The organism is Micromonospora musae (assembly GCF_003626545.1).
GTDB lineage: Bacteria > Actinomycetota > Actinomycetes > Mycobacteriales > Micromonosporaceae > Micromonospora > Micromonospora musae.
Genome location: NZ_RAZS01000015.1, coordinates 94223 through 116606, shown reverse-complemented (window position 1 = coordinate 116606; position 22384 = coordinate 94223). Strand labels below are relative to the sequence as shown.

19 protein-coding genes are annotated in these 22384 nt (G+C 73.9%); 12 read left to right on the top strand and 7 right to left on the bottom strand.

The window, feature by feature from the left end; genetic code table 11:
- Positions 1 to 50 precede the first annotated feature (50 nt).
- The 3 genes from D7147_RS29860 to D7147_RS29850 are packed head-to-tail and all read left to right on the top strand — an operon-like array spanning position 51 to position 4881.
- Positions 51 to 1865: an ABC transporter gene (locus D7147_RS29860; protein ID WP_120683676.1), complete on the top strand. Its 1815-nt coding sequence runs from the start codon at positions 51 to 53 to the stop codon at positions 1863 to 1865.
- A 52-nt stretch (positions 1866 to 1917) separates the two neighbouring features.
- Positions 1918 to 3606 (top strand): GTPase, encoded by a 1689-nt coding sequence (locus D7147_RS29855; RefSeq protein WP_120683674.1) that lies wholly within the window; start codon positions 1918 to 1920, stop codon positions 3604 to 3606.
- A gap of 57 nt (positions 3607 to 3663) precedes the next feature.
- Positions 3664 to 4881 carry a hypothetical protein gene (locus D7147_RS29850; protein WP_120683672.1) on the top strand — a complete coding sequence of 406 codons (1218 nt, stop codon included), beginning with the start codon at positions 3664 to 3666 and terminating at the stop codon, positions 4879 to 4881.
- Positions 4882 to 4954: 73 nt separating this feature from the next.
- Here D7147_RS29850 and D7147_RS29845 read toward each other — a convergent pair whose 3' ends face one another.
- Positions 4955 to 5581 carry a phosphatase PAP2 family protein gene (locus D7147_RS29845; protein ID WP_120683670.1) on the bottom strand — a complete coding sequence of 209 codons (627 nt, stop codon included), beginning with the start codon at positions 5579 to 5581 and terminating at the stop codon, positions 4955 to 4957.
- 337 nt (positions 5582 to 5918) lie between these two features.
- Here D7147_RS29845 and D7147_RS29840 point away from each other — a divergent pair, with 337 nt between their 5' ends.
- From D7147_RS29840 to D7147_RS29815, 7 genes are all read left to right on the top strand, one after another.
- Positions 5919 to 6398 carry a hypothetical protein gene (locus D7147_RS29840; protein ID WP_147434717.1) on the top strand — a complete coding sequence of 160 codons (480 nt, stop codon included), beginning with the start codon at positions 5919 to 5921 and terminating at the stop codon, positions 6396 to 6398.
- Positions 6399 to 7043: 645 nt separating this feature from the next.
- Positions 7044 to 8219, top strand: a complete 1176-nt coding sequence (pdhA, locus tag D7147_RS29835; RefSeq protein WP_120683666.1) for a pyruvate dehydrogenase (acetyl-transferring) E1 component subunit alpha — start codon at positions 7044 to 7046, stop codon at positions 8217 to 8219.
- Entirely contained in the window at positions 8219 to 9208 is a 990-nt protein-coding gene (locus tag D7147_RS29830) for an alpha-ketoacid dehydrogenase subunit beta (RefSeq protein ID WP_120683664.1), read from the top strand. Before pdhA ends, D7147_RS29830 begins: the two co-directional genes overlap by 1 nt.
- Before the next feature lie 16 nt (positions 9209 to 9224).
- Positions 9225 to 10700, top strand: coding sequence for a dihydrolipoamide acetyltransferase family protein (locus tag D7147_RS29825; RefSeq protein WP_120683662.1), 1476 nt, complete (start codon positions 9225 to 9227; stop codon positions 10698 to 10700).
- A gap of 223 nt (positions 10701 to 10923) precedes the next feature.
- Positions 10924 to 11061 carry a hypothetical protein gene (locus tag D7147_RS32805; protein WP_165947343.1) on the top strand — a complete coding sequence of 46 codons (138 nt, stop codon included), beginning with the start codon at positions 10924 to 10926 and terminating at the stop codon, positions 11059 to 11061.
- Positions 11062 to 11405: 344 nt separating this feature from the next.
- Positions 11406 to 13937, top strand: a complete 2532-nt coding sequence (locus D7147_RS29820; RefSeq protein ID WP_120683660.1) for an LppU/SCO3897 family protein — start codon at positions 11406 to 11408, stop codon at positions 13935 to 13937.
- A gap of 128 nt (positions 13938 to 14065) precedes the next feature.
- On the top strand, positions 14066 to 15898 hold the full coding sequence (locus D7147_RS29815; RefSeq protein WP_120683658.1) for an NHL domain-containing thioredoxin family protein: 1833 nt from the start codon (positions 14066 to 14068) through the stop codon (positions 15896 to 15898).
- Positions 15899 to 15936: 38 nt separating this feature from the next.
- Here the strand turns inward: D7147_RS29815 and D7147_RS29810 are convergent, their stop codons facing one another.
- Genes D7147_RS29810 through D7147_RS29800 form a run of 3 tightly spaced genes read right to left on the bottom strand, consistent with a single transcriptional unit; the run spans position 15937 to position 18165 of the window.
- Positions 15937 to 16689 carry a LamB/YcsF family protein gene (locus tag D7147_RS29810; protein ID WP_120683656.1) on the bottom strand — a complete coding sequence of 251 codons (753 nt, stop codon included), beginning with the start codon at positions 16687 to 16689 and terminating at the stop codon, positions 15937 to 15939.
- Entirely contained in the window at positions 16673 to 17530 is an 858-nt protein-coding gene (locus tag D7147_RS29805; protein ID WP_120683654.1) for a 5-oxoprolinase subunit C family protein, read from the bottom strand. Before D7147_RS29805 ends, D7147_RS29810 begins: the two co-directional genes overlap by 17 nt.
- Positions 17527 to 18165, bottom strand: coding sequence for a 5-oxoprolinase subunit B family protein (locus D7147_RS29800; protein ID WP_120683652.1), 639 nt, complete (start codon positions 18163 to 18165; stop codon positions 17527 to 17529). Before D7147_RS29800 ends, D7147_RS29805 begins: the two co-directional genes overlap by 4 nt.
- 110 nt (positions 18166 to 18275) lie before the next feature.
- Between D7147_RS29800 and trhA the strand changes: the two genes are divergently transcribed.
- Positions 18276 to 18953, top strand: coding sequence for a PAQR family membrane homeostasis protein TrhA (trhA, locus tag D7147_RS29795; protein ID WP_120683650.1), 678 nt, complete (start codon positions 18276 to 18278; stop codon positions 18951 to 18953).
- A 56-nt stretch (positions 18954 to 19009) separates the two neighbouring features.
- On the opposite strand, the gene D7147_RS29790 is transcribed toward trhA, so the two are convergent.
- On the bottom strand, positions 19010 to 19300 hold the full coding sequence (locus tag D7147_RS29790) for a DUF6458 family protein (protein ID WP_120683648.1): 291 nt from the start codon (positions 19298 to 19300) through the stop codon (positions 19010 to 19012).
- A 114-nt stretch (positions 19301 to 19414) separates the two neighbouring features.
- Between D7147_RS29790 and D7147_RS29785 the strand changes: the two genes are divergently transcribed.
- Positions 19415 to 19951 carry a SixA phosphatase family protein gene (locus D7147_RS29785; protein ID WP_120683646.1) on the top strand — a complete coding sequence of 179 codons (537 nt, stop codon included), beginning with the start codon at positions 19415 to 19417 and terminating at the stop codon, positions 19949 to 19951.
- A 41-nt stretch (positions 19952 to 19992) separates the two neighbouring features.
- Here the strand turns inward: D7147_RS29785 and D7147_RS29780 are convergent, their stop codons facing one another.
- Together D7147_RS29780 and D7147_RS29775 are read right to left on the bottom strand one after the other, a co-directional pair.
- On the bottom strand, positions 19993 to 20262 hold the full coding sequence (locus tag D7147_RS29780; RefSeq protein WP_120683644.1) for a DUF6458 family protein: 270 nt from the start codon (positions 20260 to 20262) through the stop codon (positions 19993 to 19995).
- A gap of 243 nt (positions 20263 to 20505) precedes the next feature.
- Positions 20506 to 22362 (bottom strand): acyl-CoA dehydrogenase, encoded by a 1857-nt coding sequence (locus D7147_RS29775; RefSeq protein WP_120683776.1) that lies wholly within the window; start codon positions 22360 to 22362, stop codon positions 20506 to 20508.
- Between the last annotated feature and the right edge of the window lie 22 nt (positions 22363 to 22384).

The following is a 22384-nucleotide window of genomic DNA, read 5'->3' as shown; positions in this document are numbered from 1 at the left end:
ATGCTACTGATCGGTTGTCGTGAGTTGCGTCGGTCGGGCACGCTTTAGCGGTGACGACGCACGGCGACCCCGCCAGCCACTCCGGCACGCCCGCCGTCGCAGCCCGCCCCGGCCCGCCGGACCCCCCGGCGGACCCGTCCGCCGCCACCGGCGAGGAGAGCCTCCCCGCCGCCCTGCAGGCGCTCCGGGCCGCGATCGGGGCAGCCCGGTTCCCGCTGGCCCTGCCCTCGGCCGAGCCGGCCCGACGGGCCGCCGACTCGCTCACCGACCAACTCGACGACTACCTGCTCCCGCGGCTCTCCCGACTCGACGCGCCCCTGCTGGTGGTGGTCGGCGGCTCCACCGGGGCCGGCAAGTCGACGCTGGTCAACAGCCTGGTCAAGGCCCGGGTGAGCGCCGCCGGTGTGCTTCGTCCGACCACCCGCTCACCGGTGCTCGTCTGCAGCCCGCCCGACACGTCGTGGTTCCGGCAGGGGGAGCTGCTGCCCGGCCTCACCCGTACCAACGAGCCGAGCGAGGACCCGGGCACCCTCCAGATCGTCACCGCCCCCGCCCTCCCGGCCGGGCTCGCCCTCCTCGACGCGCCGGACATCGACTCGGTGGTGGACGCCAACCGGGCGCTCGCCGGCCAACTGCTCGCCGCCGCCGACCTCTGGCTCTTCGTCACCACCGCGGCCCGCTACGCCGACGCCGTTCCGTGGGAGCTGCTGCGCGGCGCCCGCGCCCGGGGCACGGTGATCGCCATGGTGCTGGACCGGGTCCCGCCGGAGGCGGTCGACGAGGTCTCCGCCCACCTCGCCGAGATGCTGGCCGAGCAGGGGCTCGGCCAGGCACCGCTCTTCGTGCTCCCGGAGACCCGGGTCGACGGTCAGGGGCTGCTCCCCGAGCGGGTCACCAGCCCGCTGGCCGACTGGTTCACCCGGCTGGCGGCCGACGCCAACGCCCGGGCCGCCGTGGTCCGGCAGACCCTGGACGGGGCGCTGGCCGCGCTGCACCCGACCGTCGAGGGGCTCGCCGACGCGGCCGCCGAGCAGCTCACCGCCGTCGACGCGCTGGACGAGCGGGTACTGGCCGCGTACCGGGGCGGGCACCGCACGGTCGAGCAGGGGCTGAGCGACGGCCGGCTGCTCCGCGGCGAGGTGCTGGCCCGCTGGCAGGAGTTCGTCGGGACCGGCGAGTTCTTCCGCACCCTGGAGGCCCGGATCGGGCGGCTGCGCGACCGGATGGTCGCCGCGCTCACCGGCCGCCCGGCACCCGCCGCCGGACTGCGCAGCGCGATCGAATCCCAGCTGGTCACGCTGCTGCGCGGGGTGGCCGCCGAGGCGGCCGAGCAGGCGTACGCCGGCTGGAACGCGCATCCGGCCGGGGCGGAGCTGCTGGACCCGTCCCTCGGCCGCCCCGGCGAGGACCTGCCCGCCCGGGCCGAACGGCTGGTCCGGGAGTGGCAGCGCGGGGTGCTGGAACTCGTCCGGACGCAGGGCGGCGACAAGCGCTTCGTGGCCCGCACCGCCGCGTACGCGGTGAACGCCACCGGCCTGGCCGTGATGATCGCCGTCTTCGCCTCGACCGCGTTCATCCCGACCGGCCTGGAGGTCGCCACCGGCGCGGGCACCACCGTCGCCGCGCAGGCCGTGCTTCAGGCGATCTTCGGCGACCAGGCGGTGCGTACCCTGGCCCAGAAGGCCCGGGCCGACCTGCTGGAGCGGGTGCGGGCCCTGCTCGACGACGAGGCCGAGCGCTACCTCACCCGGAGCGCGGCGGCCCGGCTCGACGCGGAGATCGTCGGCGCGCTGCACACCGCCGCGGACCAGGTGGAGAGCGCACGGCGGCGCAGCGGGCTGACCACCGGAGGGGCGACCCGGTGAGCACGAGGGGCAGGAGCGCGAACCCGGCGGTCACGAGCGGAAGGTCCGGGCGGTGAGCAACGTGGTCGGCCGGATACGCGAGGCGTTCCGCGGCGGCGACCAGCGGGTCGACCCGGACGTGCTGCTCGCCCGCCTGGAGGCGGTGCGCCGCTTCCTCGCCGCGGCCGACGGGCGCCTGCCGGCCAGCCGGCTCGTACCCGCGCACACGCTCGTCGAGCGGGCCGGCACCCGCCTGACGCTCTCCCGCGACCACACCGTGGTCGCCCTGGCCGGCGCCACCGGCAGCGGCAAGTCCAGCCTCTTCAACGCGCTGGCCCGGCTGGATCTCTCCCCGGTCGGGGTGCGCCGCCCGACGACCGGGGTCGCGCACGCCTGCGTCTGGGGTCCGCAGGAGGGTGCGGCCCGGCTGCTCGACTGGATCGGGGTGCTGCCCCGGCACCGGTTCGTCCGGGAGAGCGCCCTGGACGCCGACGACGAGGCCGCGCTGCACGGCCTGGTCCTGCTGGACCTGCCCGACTTCGACTCGGTGCAGTGGTCCCACCGGCTGGAGGTGGACCGCCTACTCGGCCTGGTCGACCTCGTGGTCTGGGTGGTCGACCCGCAGAAGTACGCCGACCGGGTGATCCACACGAACTACCTCGGCGAGTTCCACCGGCACCGCGACGTCACGCTGGTCGTGCTCAACCAGGCCGACCGGCTCCCTTCGGCCGAGCTGCCCCGGGTCGTGGCCGACCTGCGCCGGCTGCTCGACGACGACGGGCTGGACGGCGTACCCCTGCTCGCCACCACCGCGACCGACCCGGACGGCATCGTCGAGCTGCGCGCGGCGCTGGAGCGGACCGTCGCCGAGCGCCAGGCGGCGCTGCGTCGCCTCGCCGGTGACGTGGAGACGGTGGTCGCGGGGCTGGACGAGCTGGTCGGCCCCGACCGCCCGGCCGCCGGCCCGGACGAGGCCACGGCCGGGGAGCTGACCCGGGCGCTGGCGGGCGCTGCCGGCGTGCCGGCCGTGACGGAGGCGGTGCGGGAGGCGTACCGGCACCGTGCGGTCGCGAGCACCGGGTGGCCGCTGGTCCGTGGCTGGCGGCGGCTGCGACCCGACCCGCTGCGTCGGCTGCACCTGTCGGGCGCACCGGTCGAGGTCACCGACCCGGCGGAGAGCCTGGTGGGGGCGACCTCGGTGCCGGATCCGACCGCCGCGCAGCGGTCCGCGCTCGGGCTCGCGATCCGGGCGGTGGCCGATCGCGCCGCGGCCGAGCTGCCCGCCGGCTGGCCGGCCGCGGTGACGGAGGCGGCCCGGTCCCGCCTCGCCGACCTGCCGGACGCGCTGGACCGGGCGGTCGCCGCCACCGACCTCGGCCTGGGGCGTCGACCGCTCTGGTGGCGGTTCGTCGGAGTAGTTCAGTGGCTGGTGACGCTGGCGGCGTTGGGCGGGCTGGCCTGGCTGCTGCTCGGCTACGTGCTGCGCGCGCTCGGGCTGCCCGACCCGGAGCCCCCGATGGTGGGCGTGGTGCCGCTGCCGACGCTGCTGCTGCTCGGCGGCCTGCTCGCCGGTCTGCTGCTCTCGGCGCTGACCCGGCCGATCGTCCGCTGGGCGGCCGGGCGGGCCCGCCGCCGGGCGGAGCAGCGGCTCGCCGCAGCCGTGGCCGCGGTCGGCGACGAGTACGTGCTGGCCCCGGTCCGGGGCGTCCTCGCCGACTACGCGGTGGCGCGGGAGGCCCTCCGGGACGCCGCCCGGCGCTGATCGTTCCCCTGTCGCTACCGCTGCCCGGTACGCCGGAACGAGCGTAGGGTCGGGTGCATGGCCCCTCCCCGGACCCCGTACGACGCAGTTCTGCACGCCGCGCGCGACGTGACGCGGCTGGACAGCGCCCTGGACGCCGAGATGCTCGGCGCGGCGTTGCTCGGCAGCGTCTACGCCATCGCGGAGAGCGACCGCAACGCCGCCATCCGGGAGTTCGTCACCGGCTTCCTCGCCGCCACCGCCCGTCGGCGTACCGCCGCGGCGACCACCATCCGTTCCGTCTTCGCCGCCCTGGTGCCCGACGCCGACGGCGCCGAGCGGGTCCGGCCCGGCAGCCAGGCGCCGGCCTGGTCCGGCCAGCTCGGCCGGGTGCACCTCACCGGCACCTGGGCGTACGGCGACGTGTACGGGGACCAGACCTCCTACCTGGCCACCTTCGCGTACGACGACGCGGCCGGGGGCCCGGAGCACGCGCTGGTGGCGCTGGTCGACCACAACATCGGCATCACGAAGGACGTCTTCGTCGGTGGGCCGGCCGGCCAGATCCTCGAGCAGGTCCGGCAGATGTGCGCGTCCGACGAGCTGACCTGGTTCCGAGAGGAGGATCCGGCCCGGATGCGCGGCGAGGTGGTCCGCCACCTGACGATCACCGACGACCTCAGCGAGCTGCCCAGCGCGGGGGCCCTCGCCACCGACCGGGCGCTGGCCGGCGCACGGCTCGCGGTGCTGCCCACCCAGTCGGTGCCGGCGGCCCGTGGCGCCGAGCCGCTCTCCACCGCCGACCGGACCGACCTGCTCCGGAGCTTCCTCGCCTCGCCGGAGGCCGCCCGCGCCGGGCTGGACACCATCGACGGTCCCGAGCTGGCCTCGCTGCACTTCTGTCTCGGCCTGCTGCTCGACCACGCGGAGAGCTTCCCGGACGCCGACCCGCTGCGGTGGAGCCCGGCGGTCGCGGGCCTGTTCCTGCTCGACTGGGTGCACCGGCGGGCCGTGCTGGACATGGACGACGCCGCGATGCTGCCCCGGGTGCTGCGCGCCTGGGCGGCGTACGCCGCTCGCCGACGCGACCTGCCGGCCGTCGCGGTGACACAGACCGACGCGGCCATCGAGGAGATGGTGCCCGAGTTCGCCCGCCTCTACAGCACCGGCGAGCGGCGCAGTCCGGCCACCGCGGCCGTGGCCGAGTTGATGGCCGACGGCGTGGACCCGGACGATCCGGAGGCGCTGAACACGTGGATCGAGGCGAACCGGCACCGCCTCACCGACCTCGACTGAGCCGGCCGGGCGCGGCCCCGGCCGGCCTCCGGTGCGGGGCCCGCGACGGCGGTTCCGGTTCGGTCGCCCACGCTCAGTGCAGCGCTGCAAAGACCACGCCGGCCACCAGGCCGCCCACCAGCCCACCGACGACCACCTGCGACACGGTGTGATCGCGCAGCCGCACCCGGGACCAGCCGACCAGGGCCAGCAGCGGCGCGCTGAGCAGCAGCCGGGCTCCGAAGGTGAGGGCCAGGATCACCACGGTGCCGGTGGCGACCGCCGAGTGGATCGACATCTTCCACCAGTGGCTCACGGTCACCGCCACCACCAGGCCGATCGCCCCGGCCGCCGCGAGCGCCACCACAGGTCGGGGCGCGCCGAGCGTGACCAGCAGAATCAACCCGACGACGACCGAGCAGAGGCCGACGAGCAGCGGAACGCGGCGCTGTTCCCGCTGTCCCACGTGGTGATCGGTGAGCCGCCCTCGGCGTACGCCGCCGACGATGTACGCGAACGGTATGCCGATGACGAAGACGACGGCGAGCAGAGCCCAGCCGAGCCCGGCCACGCCACCCTGGGCGCTGTGCCAGCCGACGGCGATCATCAGCACCGGGACCAGCACCGCGGGTGCGGTCAGCTCGGTGACCAGCCGGGCCAGCCGCAACGTGGGACCGGGTCGGGGCGCGGGGGCCTGACCGGATCGCGCACCGCCGCCCACGCTGTCTCCTCGAAGTACCTCGGCGGGGCCACCGCCTCCGCCGCCAGCGCGGCGTCGATCATCACCTCGTCCGGGCGGTCCGGCCGCTCCTGATCATCACCGTAGCGACGCCGGACGGCGGCGACAATCGTTCGACGGTTCCCGGGACGACGGGATGACGGGGCCGACCACGAGGGGTGTGAGGTGACTGACGTGGCGCGGACCGAGAGGTGGGGTGGGGCGGGTGCCGACGGACGGCCGGGGGGCCACGGTCATGGTCGGCGATTCGTCCGGGTCGGGCAGGTCGTCCGGAGGCGTCGAGTCGTCCGGCTCCTCGGTGGGGAGCGAGGTGGGTTCGGTGGGCGGTACGGAGATCGTTCCGGACGGCGACGGGCTGGCTGTCGGGTCGTCGGTCGGATCGTCGCTCGGTGACGTGCTCGGACTCGGCGACGCGGTCGGTGACGGCGGGCGCGAGGGCCCCGGTGGGCTGCTCGGTGTGGGGCGCGGCGCCGAGGGCGGAGGCAGGGGCCGGCGGGTCGGCTCCGCGCCCGTCCCGGTGTCGTCCGATCCGTACCGGGGCGGCTCCGACCGGTCGGGCCCGCCCAGCGGGAAGCCGGCCGACCAGCCACTCACCGCCGACGGGCTGGAGGTCGGCCGGGCGGACGGCTGGCTGGACGTCGGCAGGGGGACGACCACCGGCCCGACGGAGGGCGTCGGGATGAACGGGGTGCTGCTGTCCGGCAGCGCCGTGCTGCCGACCGTGGCGGAGCCGGTGCTGATCGCCGCGAGGATCGGCATCGAGGCGGTGCCGGCCAGCAGCGCGACGGTGAAGAGGTAGCCCCGGGACGGACCGGAGGCGCCGGGGGCACGGTGCGCGCCCACCACCCGCCGGTAACCGCCGTTGACCGCGCGGTGCTTCCCGAGCAGCGGCGTACCGGGTCCGTCGGCTGGCTCGGACACCAGCGCCTCCTCAGCGTTGACAGTGGACTGATCGGCACGGTGGTCAGGCCGGCGCATGTCGCAAATCGCCCCGATCACGGCGATCCTGCGGGAATCAGCCTGGCTCAGTGACGCTCAGTGCGCCAGCCCCCTACAGCGTGTCGACACGGTCAACTACCCGAACGGTGACGAACCATCACCGGATCGGCGGCGGGCACTCCACACGCCGACATTGACAAAGCCCCCGAATCGATCAGGCCTCATCGACCAGGCCGGGCGTACTGTGGGCCCACTCACCTCCTCTGCGAATATGGAGCACGACGGCAACGCAGCCGCGGCCTCCGCGCACCCTCGCGGCAGGCTCGGCGAACGCCGGCGCTCCCCGATCCGGGTTCGGCCAACTGAATCCGGCTCACGCCGCGCGGCAACCCTCACCGGGGCTAGGCGCGGCCGCCAGGACCGGTCCGGCACCGCCGGGCCGGCGCAGGATTTGCGCGGCCGGGTGACCAGCCGGTGCCGACGCAGACACGACAGGGAGAGACGGATGGCAAAGGGCGACCCCGGGGTCAGCACCCGCAGTAGGCGGGCCGCACCCCGTTCCAGGAAGGCCACGGGCGCAGACCCGGACCTGGTGCAGCTGCTCACCCCGGAGGGCGAGCGGATCGACAGCGTCACCGGGCCGGACGGCACCGTGTACCGCGCCGACCTGACCGACGACGAGTACCGGAGCCTCTACCGCGACCTGGTGCTGGTACGGAAGCTGGACGCCGAGGCCACCGCCCTGCAGCGCCAGGGTGAGCTGGGTCTCTGGGCGAGCCTGCTGGGTCAGGAGGCGGCGCAGGTCGGCTCGGGGCGCGCGCTGCGGACGCAGGACATGGCCTTCCCGACCTACCGGGAGCACGGCGTGCTCTACTGCCGGGGCATCGACCCGATCATGCCGTTCGGCCTGTTCCGCGGCGTCGACCAGGGCGGCTGGGACCCGAACGAGTTCAAGTTCAACATGTACACGATCGTCATCGGGGCGCAGACCCTGCACGCCACCGGCTACGCCATGGGCATCACCATGGACGGCCGGATGGGCGGCGACGACGGCGAGGCGGTGATCGCCTACTTCGGCGACGGCGCCACCAGCCAGGGCGACGTGAACGAGGCCTTCGTCTGGGCGAGCGTCTTCAACGCCCCCATGGTCTTCTTCTGCCAGAACAACCAGTACGCGATCTCCGAGCCGCTGGAGCGGCAGACCCGGGTGCCGCTCTACCAGCGGGCGGCCGGCTTCGGCTTCCCCGGCGTACGGGTGGACGGCAACGACGTGCTCGCGTCGTACGCGGTGACCCGTACCGCGCTGGACAACGCCCGGCACGGGCAGGGGCCGAGCCTGATCGAGGCGTACACCTACCGGATGGGCGCCCACACCACCTCGGACGACCCGACCCGCTACCGGATCGCCAGCGAGGTCGAGGCGTGGCAGGCCAAGGACCCGATCGCCCGGATGAAGGCCTTCCTGACCAAGCAGCAGATCGTCGACGCGGACTTCTTCGCCGAGGTCGACGAGCAGGCCCGGAGCGAGTCGCTGCACCTGCGCGAGCGGGTGCTGGCCATGCCGGATCCGCAGCCGGTCACCATGTTCGACAACGTCTACCCCAACGGCTCGCCGCTGCTGGACGAGCAGCGCGCGAAGTTCAACCGCTACATGGAGTCGTTCGAGGGGAGCGCCCACTGATGGCCACGGAGACGCTCAGCATCAGCAAGGCCCTCAACATCGGTCTGCGGCGGGCCCTGGAGAACGACCCGAAGGTCGTCATCATGGGCGAGGACGTCGGCAAGCTCGGCGGTGTCTTCCGGGTCACCGACGGGCTCCAGAAGGACTTCGGCGACCAGCGGGTGATCGACACCCCGCTCGCCGAGTCGGGCATCATCGGCACCGCCGTCGGCCTCGCCATTCGCGGGTACCGGCCGGTCTGCGAGATCCAGTTCGACGGCTTCGTCTACCCGGCCTACGACCAGATCGTGTCGCAGGTGGCGAAGATGCACTACCGCTCGGGCGGCAAGCTGCGGATCCCGCTGGTGATCCGGATCCCGTTCGGCGGCGGCATCGGCGCGGTGGAGCACCACTCCGAGTCGCCGGAGGCGTACTTCTCGCACACCCCCGGCCTGAAGGTGGTCTCCTGCGCCAACCCGCAGGACGCGTACGTGATGATCCAGCAGGCGATCGCGTCGGACGACCCGATCGTCTTCCTGGAGCCGAAGCGGCGCTACTGGGAGAAGGGTCCGGTCGACCTGGACGCGCCGATCGCCGACGCGTACCCGCTGCACGCCTCGCGGGTGGTCCGCCCCGGCACCGACGCGACCGTGCTGGCGTACGGCCCGATGGTGCGGACCTGCCTGGAGGCGGCGACCGCCGCCGCCGAGGACGGTCGTGAGCTGGAGGTCATCGACCTGCGCTCGATCTCGCCGCTCGACCTGGGCATGGTGTACGAGTCGGTCCGGCGCACCGGCCGGGCCGTGGTGGTGCACGAGGCGCCGTCCAACGTCGGCGTGGGCGCGGAGATCGCGGCCCGGATCACCGAGGAGTGCTTCTACTCCCTGGAGGCTCCGGTGCTGCGCGTGACCGGCTTCGACACCCCCTACCCGGCCGCCCGGGTGGAGGAGGAGTACCTTCCCGACCTCGACCGGGTGCTCGACGCCGTCGACCGCTCCTTCGGCTGGTGAGTGACTGGTGAGTGACATGTCCCGACTCAAGACGTTCAACCTGCCCGACCTGGGCGAGGGGCTCACCGAGGGCGAGATCCTCAGCTGGCTCGTCAAGGTCGACGACATCATCGAGCTGAACCAGCCGATCGTCGAGGTGGAGACGGCCAAGGCGGCCGTGGAGATTCCGGCGAAGTGGGCCGGCCGGGTCCAGGCGATCTTCCACCCGGAGGGCACCACGGTCGAGGTCGGCTCCCCGATCATCGCGATCGACACCGACCCGGACGCCGGCCCGCTGGACACCACGGCGTCGTCCTCGGCCGGCGGTGACCTGCCCACCCCGTCGGCTGCCGCGCTGGCCGCGGTCGAGGTGGCACCGGCCGAGGGCGCGGTCGAGCCGGGTCTGGTCGGCGGCCCAGCGCCGGGCGGGCGGACGCCGGTGCTGGTGGGCTACGGCCCGCGTACCACCAGCGCGAAGCGCCGCCCGCGCAAGAGCGCCGTGCCGACGCAGGCGAGCGCGGCCCCGGCGATCCCGGCCCAGGCCACCGCGGCCCCGGTGGTTCCGGCGCAGGCCGCCCCGGCGCGGGCCGTGCCCGCGCCCAACGGCCACGAGGCGGGCGCGGCGACCGGTGTACTGGCCAAGCCACCGGTGCGCAAGCTCGCCAGGGATCTCGGCGTCGACCTCCGTGCGCTGACCGGTTCGGGGCCGCTGGGCTCGGTCACCCGGGAGGACGTCCAGCGGGCCGCCGCCGGCGCGGTCGCCGAGCCGGCGTCGGTCGTCACGACCGCCACCGCGGCGGCGAGCTTCGGCGCGGACCGCGAGCAGCGCATCCCGGTCAAGGGGATACGCAAGCTCACCGCCGAGAACATGTCCCGTTCGGCCTTCACCGCCCCGCACGTGACGGAGTTCCTGACCATTGACGTGACCCGGGCCATGAAGGCGCTCGACCGGCTGCGCAACCGCCGGGAGTGGCGCGAGGTGCGGATCTCGCCGCTGCTGCTGGTGGCGAAGGCCGTACTGCTCGCGGTGCGGCGGCACCCGATGGTCAACTCCACCTGGGCCGGCGACGAGATCGTCGTCAAGGAGTACGTCAACCTGGGGATCGCCGCGGCCACGGATCGCGGGCTGATCGTGCCGAACGTGAAGGACGCCGGGCGGCTCACGCTGCGCGAGCTGGCCGACGCGCTGACCGAGCTGGTGCAGACGGCCAAGGCCGGCCGCACCACGCCGGCGGACATGTCCGGCGGCACCCTGACCATCACCAACGTCGGGGTGTTCGGAGTGGACAGCGGAACGCCGATCCTGCCTCCGGGCGAGTCGGCGATCCTGGCCTTCGGCGCGATCCGGGAGATGCCCTGGGTGCACAAGGGCAAGGTGCGTCCGCGCCAGGTCACCACGCTCGGCCTCTCCTTCGACCACCGGATCATCGACGGTGAGCTGGGGTCGAAGTTCCTCCGGGACATCGGGGACTTCCTGACCGATCCGGAGGCGGCGCTGCTCGCCTGGACCTGACCGGTTCGTTCCACCAGGCCACGGCCGGTGTGCCACGGGTTAACGCCCGGCACACCGGCCGTGTCAGTTGGGCGACGAAAACGTCGGCGCAAGCCCGGAGAAACCTTTGATTATTCGGCTCGTGGTGCAGCTCACCTAAGAATCGATGGAAGTCTGCGGCTGCTTCCTGTTAAATAGAGGCATCAAGGGGCTGACAACCGAATAGCCGGAGGAGAGACCGACCGTGAGCATGATCGAGCGAATCAAGACCCGCCGCGACGCCAACCGCCGCGCCCGTGCCATCGAGCACGCGCTGCGCTCCGCCAACTCGCCGGCCGTCCGCGAGGAGCTCCTCGCGATCGCCCAGCGTCACATGAGCTGACGCACCAGACCTTTCCTCACCTCCTCCAGATCGATGACCCGCCCGGGAGCACCGGGCGGGTCATCGGCGTTTCACACCCATTGACACCGGGATTCCACCTAGGCGCAGCGCCCGGTACGGTGGGCTTCGGTCGTCGCCACCGATTCGGGACAGGTCGAGCCGACTAGGAGCAGTTCGACACCAGCCGACCACGTGGAGTGACGACCGATGCTCCCCGGACGCCATGGACGGCCACCGGATACGGTGCGGGGAGCCCGGCACGGCCGGTACGCCGGCAACGCCGGCAGCCAAGCCGAGGAGACCGATCGGCACCGGCGGCCGACATGTGATGAGGAGGCGCACCGATGACGTCCGAGGGCTCGCACCACCCCGGCCAGGAGCCGGACGAGGTGCCGCCGGGCGCCGGCGGACCGACGCCGTACGGCGACCGCGCCGCGCAGCCGGCCAACGGCTACGGCGCCGGCCCGGACCTGGGCTGGGCGCCCCCGCCACCGGCCGGACCCAATCCCGCGGCCCCCACCTGGGCGGCGCAGAACGAACAGCCGCCCGCCGCCTGGGGCTCGGCACAGACTCCACCACCGGCCGACGCGGGACACCCCGCGCCCTGGCCCGCGACCGGCGCACCCCAGCCGGCCTGGGGCGGGCAGCCCGAGCAGTCCGGCCAGGGCTGGGCCGGCGCGCCCGAGCAGCCGGCCTGGGCACAGTCCCAGCCCGCCGCCCGCGGCGCGGCCCAGGTTCCCGCGCCCGCAGCACCCCCGCAGGCGTGGCCGCAGGAGGACCCGGCGCGCTCAGGCGGGTGGACTCCGCCGCAGCCGGGTGACGCGTCACCGCAGACCGACCAGGCCGCCGCGGGCTGGGGCGCTCCGGCGCAGCCCGGCCCTGCCAACGGCTGGAACGACGGCGGGCAGCAGCCGGGGCAGCCGGCACCCGCCAACGGCTGGAACGACGGCGGGCAGCAGGCCGACCAGCCGGCCTGGGCACCGGCCGAACAGACCGCACCGGCGTGGGCGCCGGCCGAACCGCCCGTCCGCGGCGCCGCCCAGGTGCCGACGGTTGACGACGGCGCCGGCTGGAACCAGCAGCAGGAGACCGGCTGGTCGGGCGCCGCGAACCAGACCGGCCAGGCCGACAACTCCGGCGGGTGGGGCGCGGGCGCCCCGGGCCAGCCGGATCAGTCCGCACAGTCCTGGGGCGCGCCCCCGGAGAGCCAGCCGCAGCAGCCCGACTGGATGCTCTCGCCGGCCCAGGAACAGCCGCAGGGCGGCGCGCCGTCGGGCGGCTGGCAGGAGCCGCCGGCCGACCCGGGTCGCTCCGGCGGCTGGCAGGCCGAGTCGACCGGCACGCCCGCGCGGGCCAGCGCCAGCGTGCCCGGCGCCGGGAGCCTGCCGCAGCGCAACCCGGGCGAACGGGCGGGCGCGTCCGAGGTGGAGCCCTGGGCGCCCGGCGAGGCGTGGGGCAACGCCGACGCCGACGCCGCGAACCGCTCCGCCGAGAACGCACCGATCTACCAGCCCGGCCCCGCTCCGGGGATCTCCCCGGCGAACGTCGTACCGCTGCCTCCGCAGGAGCAGCGCGTGCCGGGTGCCAGCCTGGCCGCCACCCCGCCGGGCGACTACGTACCGGCGGCCGACTTCCCGGCGCCGGCTACGTACGGCGTGCCCGCGGGACAGTCGGCACCGGCTACGTACGGCGCCGCGTCCGGGCCGGCGACGCCGGTCGAGCGGGCCGACTGGCCGCCCGCGGAGGCGACCGGGCAGGGGTACGAGCCGGAGCAGCCCGCCTGGGCGGCCGAGGCCCACTCCGACGAGCAGGCGGCACCGGCCGGTCCGGTGGTGCCCGCGCCACGCACCTCGCCCGAGTCCGGCGCGGCCGGCCGCACCACGGCGAGCGCTGCCGTGCCGCTGGCCAGCCGGGTGCTGCCCCCCGCCGATCAGCCGCTGCTGCCCGACAGCACGTCCGCCCCGCAGCCCCGGGTCTACGGTCGCCCGGCCCGGCCCGAGCCGGCGGACGAGCCGGAGCAGGCTCAGCCGGACGGTTACGGGGTCGACGCCCGGCCCGAGCCCGGGCCGCGCTTCGACGACCGGGAGCCGACTCCCGCGCCGAGCGGCTACGCCGAGCCGGCCCCGGTGAGTCCGGGTCCGCCGGCCCCACCGGCCTTCCCGCCGGGGGTGCCGAACTTCGTCGACGCCCCCAACAACACCCGCCCGATCAACGGGAACCGGCCGCACCCCGGCGAGCGTCCGGCCGACCCGTTCGGCGGACCGCCGGTTCCCCACGATCCGGGGATGCCAGCGGTCGCGGGCTACGGGCCGCCGGCGCTGCCCGACACCGAGCCCGCACCGACCAGCACGTTCCCGTCCGCGTTCCCGCCGCCCCCGCAGCAGCAGGCCGTTCCGTCCTGGGGACAGGGTGGGCCGGGCCAGCCCGGGTCCGTCCCCGCCTGGGGGCAGAACGAGCCGGAGCAGCAGAACTGGACGCCGGGTGCGGCGGAGGCCGACCAGGACCGGTTCGACGCGTTCAAGCCGGACGCGGAGCCGAAGTCCGAACCGCCACCGGCGAAGGTCCGCAACGGGCGGGTGCTGGCCGCGGTGCTGACCGCCGCGGTGCTCATCCTGGCCGTGCCGCTCGGCCTGCTCTTCCTGCTCGGCAAGGTCGGCGGCGATCAGGCGCCGTCCTTCGACCCGGCCGTCGGCACCTGCGTGAAGAAGTCCGGCGAGACCGCCGTCGCGGCCGACTGCGGTGAGGCGGAGGCGTTCACCGTGGTCTCGAAGGTCGACACCAACGACAAGTGCGGCGACCCGAGCCTGCCGCACGTCGTGTTGCAGGGCGACGGGCCCAACAGGGTCCTCTGCCTGAAGCCGGCCGCCAGCCAGTAGCCGCCTCGACGACGGGGGCCACGGTCGTCCGTGGCCCCCGTCGTCGTGTCCGGGGTGCCGCAGAGGTGTGATCGAGGCCGCGCGGGGTACCGCCGGACCCGGCCGGCCGGGTCCGGCAGACTGGACGGATGAGCGCACGAGTACGGGCTCCCGAGCTGCGCGGTCGGGGCTGGTTGAACACCGGCGGCCGCGACCTCACCCTCGCCGACCTCCGCGGCAAGATCGTTCTGGCGGACTTCTGGACCTTCTGCTGCATCAACTGTCTGCACGTGCTCGACGAGCTGCGGCCGCTCGAGGAGAAGTACGGCGACGTGCTCGTGGTGATCGGGGTCCACTCGCCGAAGTTCGAGCACGAGAAGGACGCCGAGGCGCTCGCGGCGGCGGTCGAGCGGTACGGGGTGCACCACCCGGTGCTCGACGACCCCGAGATGGACATGTGGCAGCAGTACGCGGCCCGCGCCTGGCCGACCCTCTCGGTGATCGACCCCGAGGGGTACGTGGTGGCCACCATGGCCGGCGAGGGTCACGCCGAGGGGCTGGCTCGGTTGATCGACGAGCTGATCGCCGTCCACGAGGCGAAGGGCACCCTGCACCGGGGCGACGGGCCGTACGTCCCGCCCGCCGAGCCGGAGACCACGCTGCGCTTCCCCGGCAAGGTCGTGCAGCTGCCCGACGGCAACCTGCTCGTCTCCGACTCGGCCCGGCACTCGCTGGCCGAGCTGGAGCCGGACGGCGAGACGCTGGTACGCCGGATCGGCTCGGGCGACCGGGGGCGGACCGACGGCCCGGCCGGGGTCGCCACCTTCTCCGAGCCACAGGGGCTCTGCCTGCTCCCCGAGCAGGTGGCCGGGGTCGTCGGCTACGACCTGGTCGTCGCGGACACCGTCAACCACCTGCTCCGCGGCGTACGCCTGGCCACCGGCGAGGTGGTCACGATCGCCGGCAGCGGGCGGCAGTGGCGCTCGACGGTCGACGACCACTCGCACGACGCGCTCTCGGTCGACCTCTCCTCCCCCTGGGACCTCGCCTGGTACGACGGCAAGCTCGTCATCGCGATGGCCGGCATCCACCAGCTGTGGTGGTTCGACCCGATCAAGCGGACCGCCGGCATGTACGCCGGAACCACCGTCGAGGCGTTGCGCGACGGCCCGCTGGACGAGGCGTGGATGGCCCAGCCGTCCGGCCTCTCGGTCTCCGTCGACGGTGCCCGGCTCTGGATCGCGGACAGCGAGACCAGCGCGATCCGGTACGTGGAGAACGGCGTGATGGGCACCGCGGTCGGGCAGGGGCTCTTCGACTTCGGCCACGTCGACGGGCCCGCCGCGTCGGCGCTGCTCCAGCACCCGCTGGGGGTGTGCGCGCTGCCGGACGGCTCGGTGTTGATCGCGGACACGTACAACGGCGCGGTGCGGCGTTTCGACCCGCTGACCGACCAGGTCTCCACCGTCGCCGACGGGCTGGCCGAGCCGAGCGACCTGGTGCTCACCGCTGAGGGCGAGGTGCTGGTGGTGGAGTCCGCCGCACACCGGCTCACCCGGCTGGCGCCCGGGGCCCTCTCCGCGGCCGGTGCCAGCACGGTGGACGGTCCCCGGCACCGCACCGAACGCAAGCCGACGGACGTGACGCCCGGCGAGCTGACGCTGGAGATCATCTTCACCCCGGCGCCGGGGCAGAAGCTGGACGAGACGTACGGTCCGTCGACCCGACTGGTGATCTCCGCCTCGCCGCCGGAGCTGCTCGTCGAGGGGGCGGGCACGACCACCGAACTGTCCCGGCGGCTGGTGGTCAACGGCGAGGTGACCGGTGGGGTGCTGCAGGTGACCGCCCAGGCGGCCACCTGCGACGTCGACGTCGAGCACGCGGCCTGCCACCTGACCCGGCAGGACTGGGGCGTACCGGTCCGGGTGGTGGAGAGCGGCGCGGCCCGGTTGCCGCTGGTGCTGCGCGGTCTGGACGCCTGAGGTCGTTCGCGGGGGCCCCGGGAGCGGGGCTCCCGCGCTCAGGCCGTGAAGGGCGTGAGCGCGACGCCCGCGTCGATCAGCGCGGCCCGGACCATCTCCGCCGAGGCAACCGCGCCGGGAGTGTCCCCGTGCAGGCAGATCGACTCGACCGGGCAGGGCACGACGGTGCCGTCCACCGCCACCACGGTCCGCTCGGTGGCCATCCGCACGGCCCGCTCGGCGACCTGCTCCGGGTCGGTGACCAGCGCGCCCGGCGCGGAGCGGGGCACCAGCTTGCCGTTGGGCAGGTAGCCACGGTCGGCGAAACCCTCGGCGACGACCCGCAGTCCGGCGCCGACGGCGAGCTGGGCGAGGACCGAACCGGGCTGGCAGAGCAGCGGCAGCCGGTGGTCGTACTCGTCGACCGCCGCCACCAGCGCCGCCGCCTCCTTCTCGTCGCGCGTCGCCGCGTGGTAGAGCGCCCCGTGCGGCTTCAGGTAGCGCACCCGGGTGCCGAAGAGCCGGCAGAACGCGTCGAGCGCGCCGAGCTGGTAGATGACCTCGTCGCGTAGCTCGGCGAAGTCGTACGCGATGTGCCGGCGGCCGAAGCCGGCGAGGTCCCGGTAGCCGACCTGCGCGCCCACCGCGACCTCGCGGCGGGCGGCCTCTTCGCAGACCCGGCGCATGGTGGGTGCGTCGCCGCCGTGGAAGCCGCAGGCGACGTTCGCCGAGGTGATCAGGCTGAGCAGCGCGTCGTCGTCGCCGAGCCGCCAGATGCCGAATCCCTCGCCGAGGTCAGCGTTGAGGTCCATGGAACCTGACGGTAGTGCCTGGGCGGGCCTGCGCGAGCGGGGTCACGTCGGCGACCACCCCGACGACCGGGTACCCGCCGGTCGTCGGATGGTCGGCCAGGAAGATCAACGGTTGGCCGTCGGCCGGCACCTGCACCGCGCCGAGCACGATCCCCTCGCTCGGCAGTTCACCGGCGACCGCACGGGGCAGCGGTGCGCCGGCGAGTCGCGCGCCGACCCGGTTGTTCACCGGGCTCACCGTGTACGCCGTGCCTAGGAGCCGGTCCAGCGCCGCCGGGGTGAACCAGTCGTCGCGCGGGCCGAGCCGTACGGCGAGCCTCAGCTCGTCGCGCTGGGGTGGGCCGACGGTCAGGTCGACCGGCGCGGGCGGGCCGGTGGGCGTACCGAGGGGCAACCGGTCGCCGTCGCGCAGCGGGGGCGGGCCGAGCCCGGAGAGGGTGTCGGTGGCCCGGCTGCCCAGCACGGGGGGCACGTCGATGCCGCCGCAGACGGCCAGCCAGTTGCGTACGCCGCCACGGGCGGGGCCGATCCGCAGGACCGTCCCGGCCGGTACGGAGAGCGGCAGACCGGTGTCGCCGGGGCGGGCGCCGACGCGGATCTCCGCCTCGGCGCCGGTGACGGCGACGCTGGCCGCCCGGCTGAGCCGCAGCACGCAGCCGGTCACCGTGATCTCCAGCCCGGCCGTGTTCTCGGGGTTGCCGACGAGCCGGTTGGCGAGCCGTAGCGACGCCGGGTCGAGCGCGCCGGAGCGGGGCACGCCGAGGTGCGCGTAGCCGGGCCGGCCGAGGTCCTGCACGGTGGTGAGCGCCCCGGCCCGGAGGACGACGAGTTCGCCGGTCATGCCGGCACCAGCCGGACGTGGGTGCCGGGGGTGAGCCGGGTCGGCGGATCGGCGGTGACGTCGAAGAGCGGTAGCCCGGTCCGGCCGACCAGCAGCCATCCGCCCGGGGACGGGCTCGGATAGATCCCGGCGTAGGGACCGGCCAGCGCGACCGAGCCGGTCGGGACGCGGGGGCGGGGGGTGGGCAGCCGGGGCAGCGCCAGCTCGCCCGGGAGGCCGGTGAGGTACGGGAAGCCGGGCGCGAAGCCGCAGAAGGCCACCCGGAAGTCGGTGCCGGCCAGCCGCTCCACCACGGTGGGGACGGTGACGGCCCAGTGCTCCGCGACGACCGGTAGGTCCGCCCCGTCGTAGGTCACGGGGATCTCGACCGGACCGGCGGCGCTGCGGGCGGCGGCGGGCCGGGGCGTCCAGCCGGCGATCGATCCGGCGGCCGCCTCCGGATCGGGCACACCGTCGAGCAGTACGGTGGTCGCCGCCGGGACGATCTCCAGGGCGGTCAGCTCGCCCAGGTCGCGGCGGTGGGCCAGCTCCGCCCGCCAGGCCTCGACCTGAGCGGCCGCGTCGGCCGGGGTGGACCCGTTCCCGGGCGCGAGGTCGAGCAGCAGGGCGTGCGCCCCGACGGGTCGGATCCGCATGCCGCCATCTTGGCCCACCGGGCCGGGTTCCGGGTACCCATCATCGTCGATGAATCGGCGTGACGAGGCGCACTACCTCCAAGTAACCTACGGTGCCGTAACCTGTTCGCGTGACCACCTCCGCACCGCCCCGGCTCAAGCCGGTCGACATCGGTAAGCCCCGGATGCGCGGCTGGCTGCACACGTACGCGTTCTTCGTCGCCGTGGTCTGCGGCATCGTGCTCTGCTCGATCGCCGCGACCCGTCCCGGCTGGGCACCGCTGGTCAGCTGCCTCATCTACAGCCTGACCGTCTGCGGGCTCTTCGGCACCAGCGCGCTCTATCACCGTCGAGTGTGGTCGGAGCGCGGCTACCAGGTCATGCGCCGGATGGACCACTCGATGATCTTCGTGTTCATCGCCGGCACGTACACGCCGTTCTGCGTCCTGCTCCTGTCGGCGCGCCCCGCGACGGTGATGCTCGCACTGGTCTGGGGCGGTGCGCTGGCGGGCGTGGCGCTCAAGCTGATCTGGCCGCACGCTCCGCGCTGGGTCTCCGCGCCGCTCTACCTGGCGCTCGGCTGGGTGGCGGTGGCGATGCTCCCGCAGATCCTGCACGAGGGCGGGGTGGCCGCGCTGGTGCTGCTGCTCGTCGGCGGGGCCGTCTACAGCGTCGGGGCCGTCTTCTACGCGCTGCGTCGTCCGAACCCCTGGCCCACCGTCTTCGGGCATCACGAGTTCTTCCACGCCTGCACGCTGCTCGCCGCGATCTGTCACCACATCGCGATCTACTTCGCGCTCTTCGCCTGACCGCGTTCGCAGGGCCCGGGGGGGGTCGTGGGGCCCTGCGAACGCGGTGCGGCGGATCAAATGGTGCGGCCGGGCCTACGCACCTCGCGGTACTCCTCGACGACCCGGCCGTCCTGTGCCGGCACCACCCGGTCGGTCACCACCCGCTCCGTCCGGGCCGGGCCGGCCGCGACCACCGTGCGCCGCCGACTGTTCCAGAAGTAGAGGGTGACGAGCAGCAGGGCGACGCCGGCGAGCATCAGCACCCAGCCGACCACGGAGAGGTCGAGCCAACCGAGGTCGGCCTCCACCGCGAACGCGAAGATCGCACCCAGCGCGATCAGGAAAATGCTGCCACCAATGCCCATCGGTCGCCTCCTCGGCTCTCAGCTGGCGATAGCCTCCGCCGCGGCCATTCGTGAGGTTGCGGCATCCATCGACTTACCCCGGCACCGTGATCGCCAATCGGGCAAGCTGAGGGCATGACGGACGCGTACGCCGGGGAACGGACACTGGTGCTGCTGCGCCACTCGAAGGCCGAGCAGTCCGAGGAGGGCCCCGACGCGGACCGGCCGCTCAGCACCCGCGGGCGGGCCGACGCCGAGTCAGCCGGCGCCTGGCTGGCCAAGCACGGGCTGCTGCCGGACGTGGTGCTCTGCTCGACCGCCCGGCGCACCCGGGAGACGTGGCACGGCGTCGCGATGGGGATGACCGGTTCGCCGCCGGAGGGCGGTACCGCCGGTCCCCGCCCGGACGTCCAGTACGAGCCGGACGCGTACGAGGCGCACCCGGATGACCTGTTGGCGCTGGTCCGTCGGGTGGACCCGGCAGCTCGCACGGTGCTGCTGATCGCCCACAATCCGGGCGTATCGCTGCTCTCCGCGCTGCTCGATCCGGGACAGGGCGACGCGGAGGAGCTGCGGACCACGGAGCTCGCGGTGCACCACGGCCCGGCCCGGTGGGCGGAGCTCGACCGCGGCGGCGCACCCCTCTCCCGCCGGTACACGGCACGAAGTTGAGCCACCCGCCCGGATGGGCGGGTGGCTCGGCGTTGCACGGCTCAGGAGGGCGGCGCGGTGGGCGGCGGCGGGTCGGGAGGTGGCGGCATCATCGCGGTGGGATGGGAGAGCCGGTTCTCCTCGACGATGAGGGTTCGTGCCCGCTTGCGCCGATCCTGCCAGTACCAGAGCGTGGTGAGCAGGACGGTCAGCCCGGCCAGGATGAACACCCAACCGACCGCGCGCAGGTCGACCCACCAGACGTTGGCTCTGATGGCAAAGGTCAGGATCGCGCCGACCGCGATCAGGAAGATGCCGCTACCAATGCCCATGTCCGCTGGACTCCCCCGTGCGATGGGTTCGGGCGTGTTCCGACGTGGTCTCGGGACGGTTACCCGCCACGGCTATGGGCTACCCGGCCGGGATCGCCGAATGCCTGCCGAGCCCCGGCCCCGTCGCCGACACGGCCGGCCGCCCGGAAGGCCCCTACGACGCCGACGGCCGGCGGGATCGTCCCCGCCGACCGTCGTGCCGGTCATAAACCGCGATGGGTGCGGCCGTCCGTTGTGTACCTCTCAGAACGCCTCTTCCGGCAGCGCCATGATGTCCAGATCGGCGTTCTCGACGATCCGCCGATCGGCACCGATGCGGGGCAGCACCTCGCGGGCGAAGAACCGGCCGGCCGCCACCTTCCCCGTGTAGAACGCCCGGTCGGCGGAGGAGAGCTCACCGTTCAGCGCCCGCAGCGCCACCTCGGCCTGCTTCTGCAGCAGCCAGCCGACGACCAGGTCACCGATCGCCAGCAGGAACCGCCGGCTGCTCAGCCCGACCTTGTAGAGGGCCCGGGCGTCGCCGCCCTGCGCCTCACCCAGCCAGCCGGTCATGACGCCGAGCATCGTCTGGACGTCGGCGAGCGCCTTGCCGAGCGCCTGCCGCTCCTCCTTGAGCTGCCCGTTGCCGCCCTCGGAGGTGATGAAGTCCTGGATCTCACCGGCGACCGTCGCCAGGGCCCGCCCGTTGTCCCGGACGATCTTCCGGAAGACCAGGTCGAGGCTCTGGATCGCCGTGGTGCCCTCGTACAGGGTGTCGATCTTCGAGTCGCGGACGTACTGCTCCAAGGGGTAGTCCTGGAGGAAACCGGAGCCGCCGAAGGTCTGCAGGGACTCGTGCCCGAGCAGCTCGTACGCCCGCTCCGAGCCGACCCCCTTGACCAGCGGCAGGAGCAGGTCGTTGACCCGCTTGGCGAGCTTGGTGGCCTTCTCGTCACCGGCCGCCTCGGCGGTGGCGACCCGGTCCTGCCAGGTCGCGGTGTAGAGGACGAGCGCACGCAGTCCCTCGACGTAGGACTTCTGCAGCAGCAGCGAGCGCCGCACGTCGGGGTGCTCGGTGATGGTGACCCGAGGCGCGGCCTTGTCGGTCTGCCGGATCAGGTCGGCGCCCTGGACCCGGTTCTTGGCGTACTCGAGGGCGTTCAGGTAGCCGGTGGAGAGGGTGGCGATCGCCTTGGTGCCGACCATCATCCGGGCGTACTCGATGATCATGAACATCTGGCGGATGCCCTCGTGCTTGTCGCCCATCAGCCAGCCCTTGGCCGGTACGCCGTGCTCGCCGAAAGTCAGCTCGCAGGTGTTGGAGACCTTCAGGCCCATCTTGTGCTCGACGTTGGTGGCGTAGACGCCGTTGCGCTCGCCCAGCTCGCCGGTCTCCTCGTCGAAGTGGTACTTCGGCACCACGAAGAGCGAGAGGCCCTTCGTGCCCGGCCCACCGACGCCCTCGACGCCGACCGGGCGGGCCAGTACGTAGTGGACGATGTTGTCGGTCAGGTCGTGCTCGCCCGAGGTGATGAAGCGCTTGACGCCCTCGATGTGCCACGAGCCGTCCGGCTGCTGGACGGCCCGGGTACGCCCGGCGCCGACGTCCGAGCCGGCGTCCGGCTCGGTGAGCACCATGGTCGAGCCCCACTGCTTCTCGACGAAGAGCTTGGCCCACGTCCGCTGCCGCTCGGTCCCCTCGACGTGCAGCACGTGCGCGAAGGACGGGCCGGAGGCGTACATCCAGACCGGTGCGTTGGAGCCGAGCACCAGCTCGGCGAGCGCCCACCAGAGCGCGCGCGGCGCGTTGGTGCCGCCGAGCTCGGGCGGGAGGTCGAGCCGCCAGAACTCCGACTCCATGAAGGCCCGGTACGACTTCTTGAACGACTCCGGCAGCGGGGCGGTGTGGGTGGCCGGGTCGAAGACCGGCGGGTTGCGGTCGCTGTCCGTGTAGCTGGCGGCCAGGTCCTCCCGGGCGAGGCGGTCGACCTCGGCGAGGATGCTGCGCGCGGTGTCGGCGTCGAGCTCGGAGTACGGCTCCTGGCCGAACGCCCGGTCCGCCCCGAAGACCTCGAAGAGGTTGAACTCGAGATCCCTCAGGTTGCTCTTGTAGTGGGTCATGCTCACTGGCCCCGCTTCCGGA

What these genes read in the sequence shown, in the direction of transcription:
- D7147_RS29785 (WP_120683646.1), top strand. Translation starts at nt 19,415, where the DNA reads ATGACGGACGCGTACGCCGGGGAACGGACACTGGTGCTGCTGCGCCAC.
- D7147_RS29830 (WP_120683664.1), top strand. Translation starts at nt 8,219, where the DNA reads ATGGCCACGGAGACGCTCAGCATCAGCAAGGCCCTCAACATCGGTCTG.
- D7147_RS29810 (WP_120683656.1), bottom strand. Translation starts at nt 16,689, where the DNA reads ATGGACCTCAACGCTGACCTCGGCGAGGGATTCGGCATCTGGCGGCTC.
- D7147_RS29800 (WP_120683652.1), bottom strand. Translation starts at nt 18,165, where the DNA reads ATGCGGATCCGACCCGTCGGGGCGCACGCCCTGCTGCTCGACCTCGCG.
- D7147_RS29805 (WP_120683654.1), bottom strand. Translation starts at nt 17,530, where the DNA reads ATGACCGGCGAACTCGTCGTCCTCCGGGCCGGGGCGCTCACCACCGTG.
- D7147_RS29825 (WP_120683662.1), top strand. Translation starts at nt 9,225, where the DNA reads ATGTCCCGACTCAAGACGTTCAACCTGCCCGACCTGGGCGAGGGGCTC.
- D7147_RS29820 (WP_120683660.1), top strand. Translation starts at nt 11,406, where the DNA reads ATGACGTCCGAGGGCTCGCACCACCCCGGCCAGGAGCCGGACGAGGTG.
- D7147_RS29790 (WP_120683648.1), bottom strand. Translation starts at nt 19,300, where the DNA reads ATGGGCATTGGTGGCAGCATTTTCCTGATCGCGCTGGGTGCGATCTTC.
- D7147_RS29780 (WP_120683644.1), bottom strand. Translation starts at nt 20,262, where the DNA reads ATGGGCATTGGTAGCGGCATCTTCCTGATCGCGGTCGGCGCGATCCTG.
- D7147_RS29850 (WP_120683672.1), top strand. Translation starts at nt 3,664, where the DNA reads ATGGCCCCTCCCCGGACCCCGTACGACGCAGTTCTGCACGCCGCGCGC.
- D7147_RS29775 (WP_120683776.1), bottom strand. Translation starts at nt 22,362, where the DNA reads ATGACCCACTACAAGAGCAACCTGAGGGATCTCGAGTTCAACCTCTTC.
- D7147_RS29815 (WP_120683658.1), top strand. Translation starts at nt 14,066, where the DNA reads ATGAGCGCACGAGTACGGGCTCCCGAGCTGCGCGGTCGGGGCTGGTTG.
- pdhA (WP_120683666.1), top strand. Translation starts at nt 7,044, where the DNA reads ATGGCAAAGGGCGACCCCGGGGTCAGCACCCGCAGTAGGCGGGCCGCA.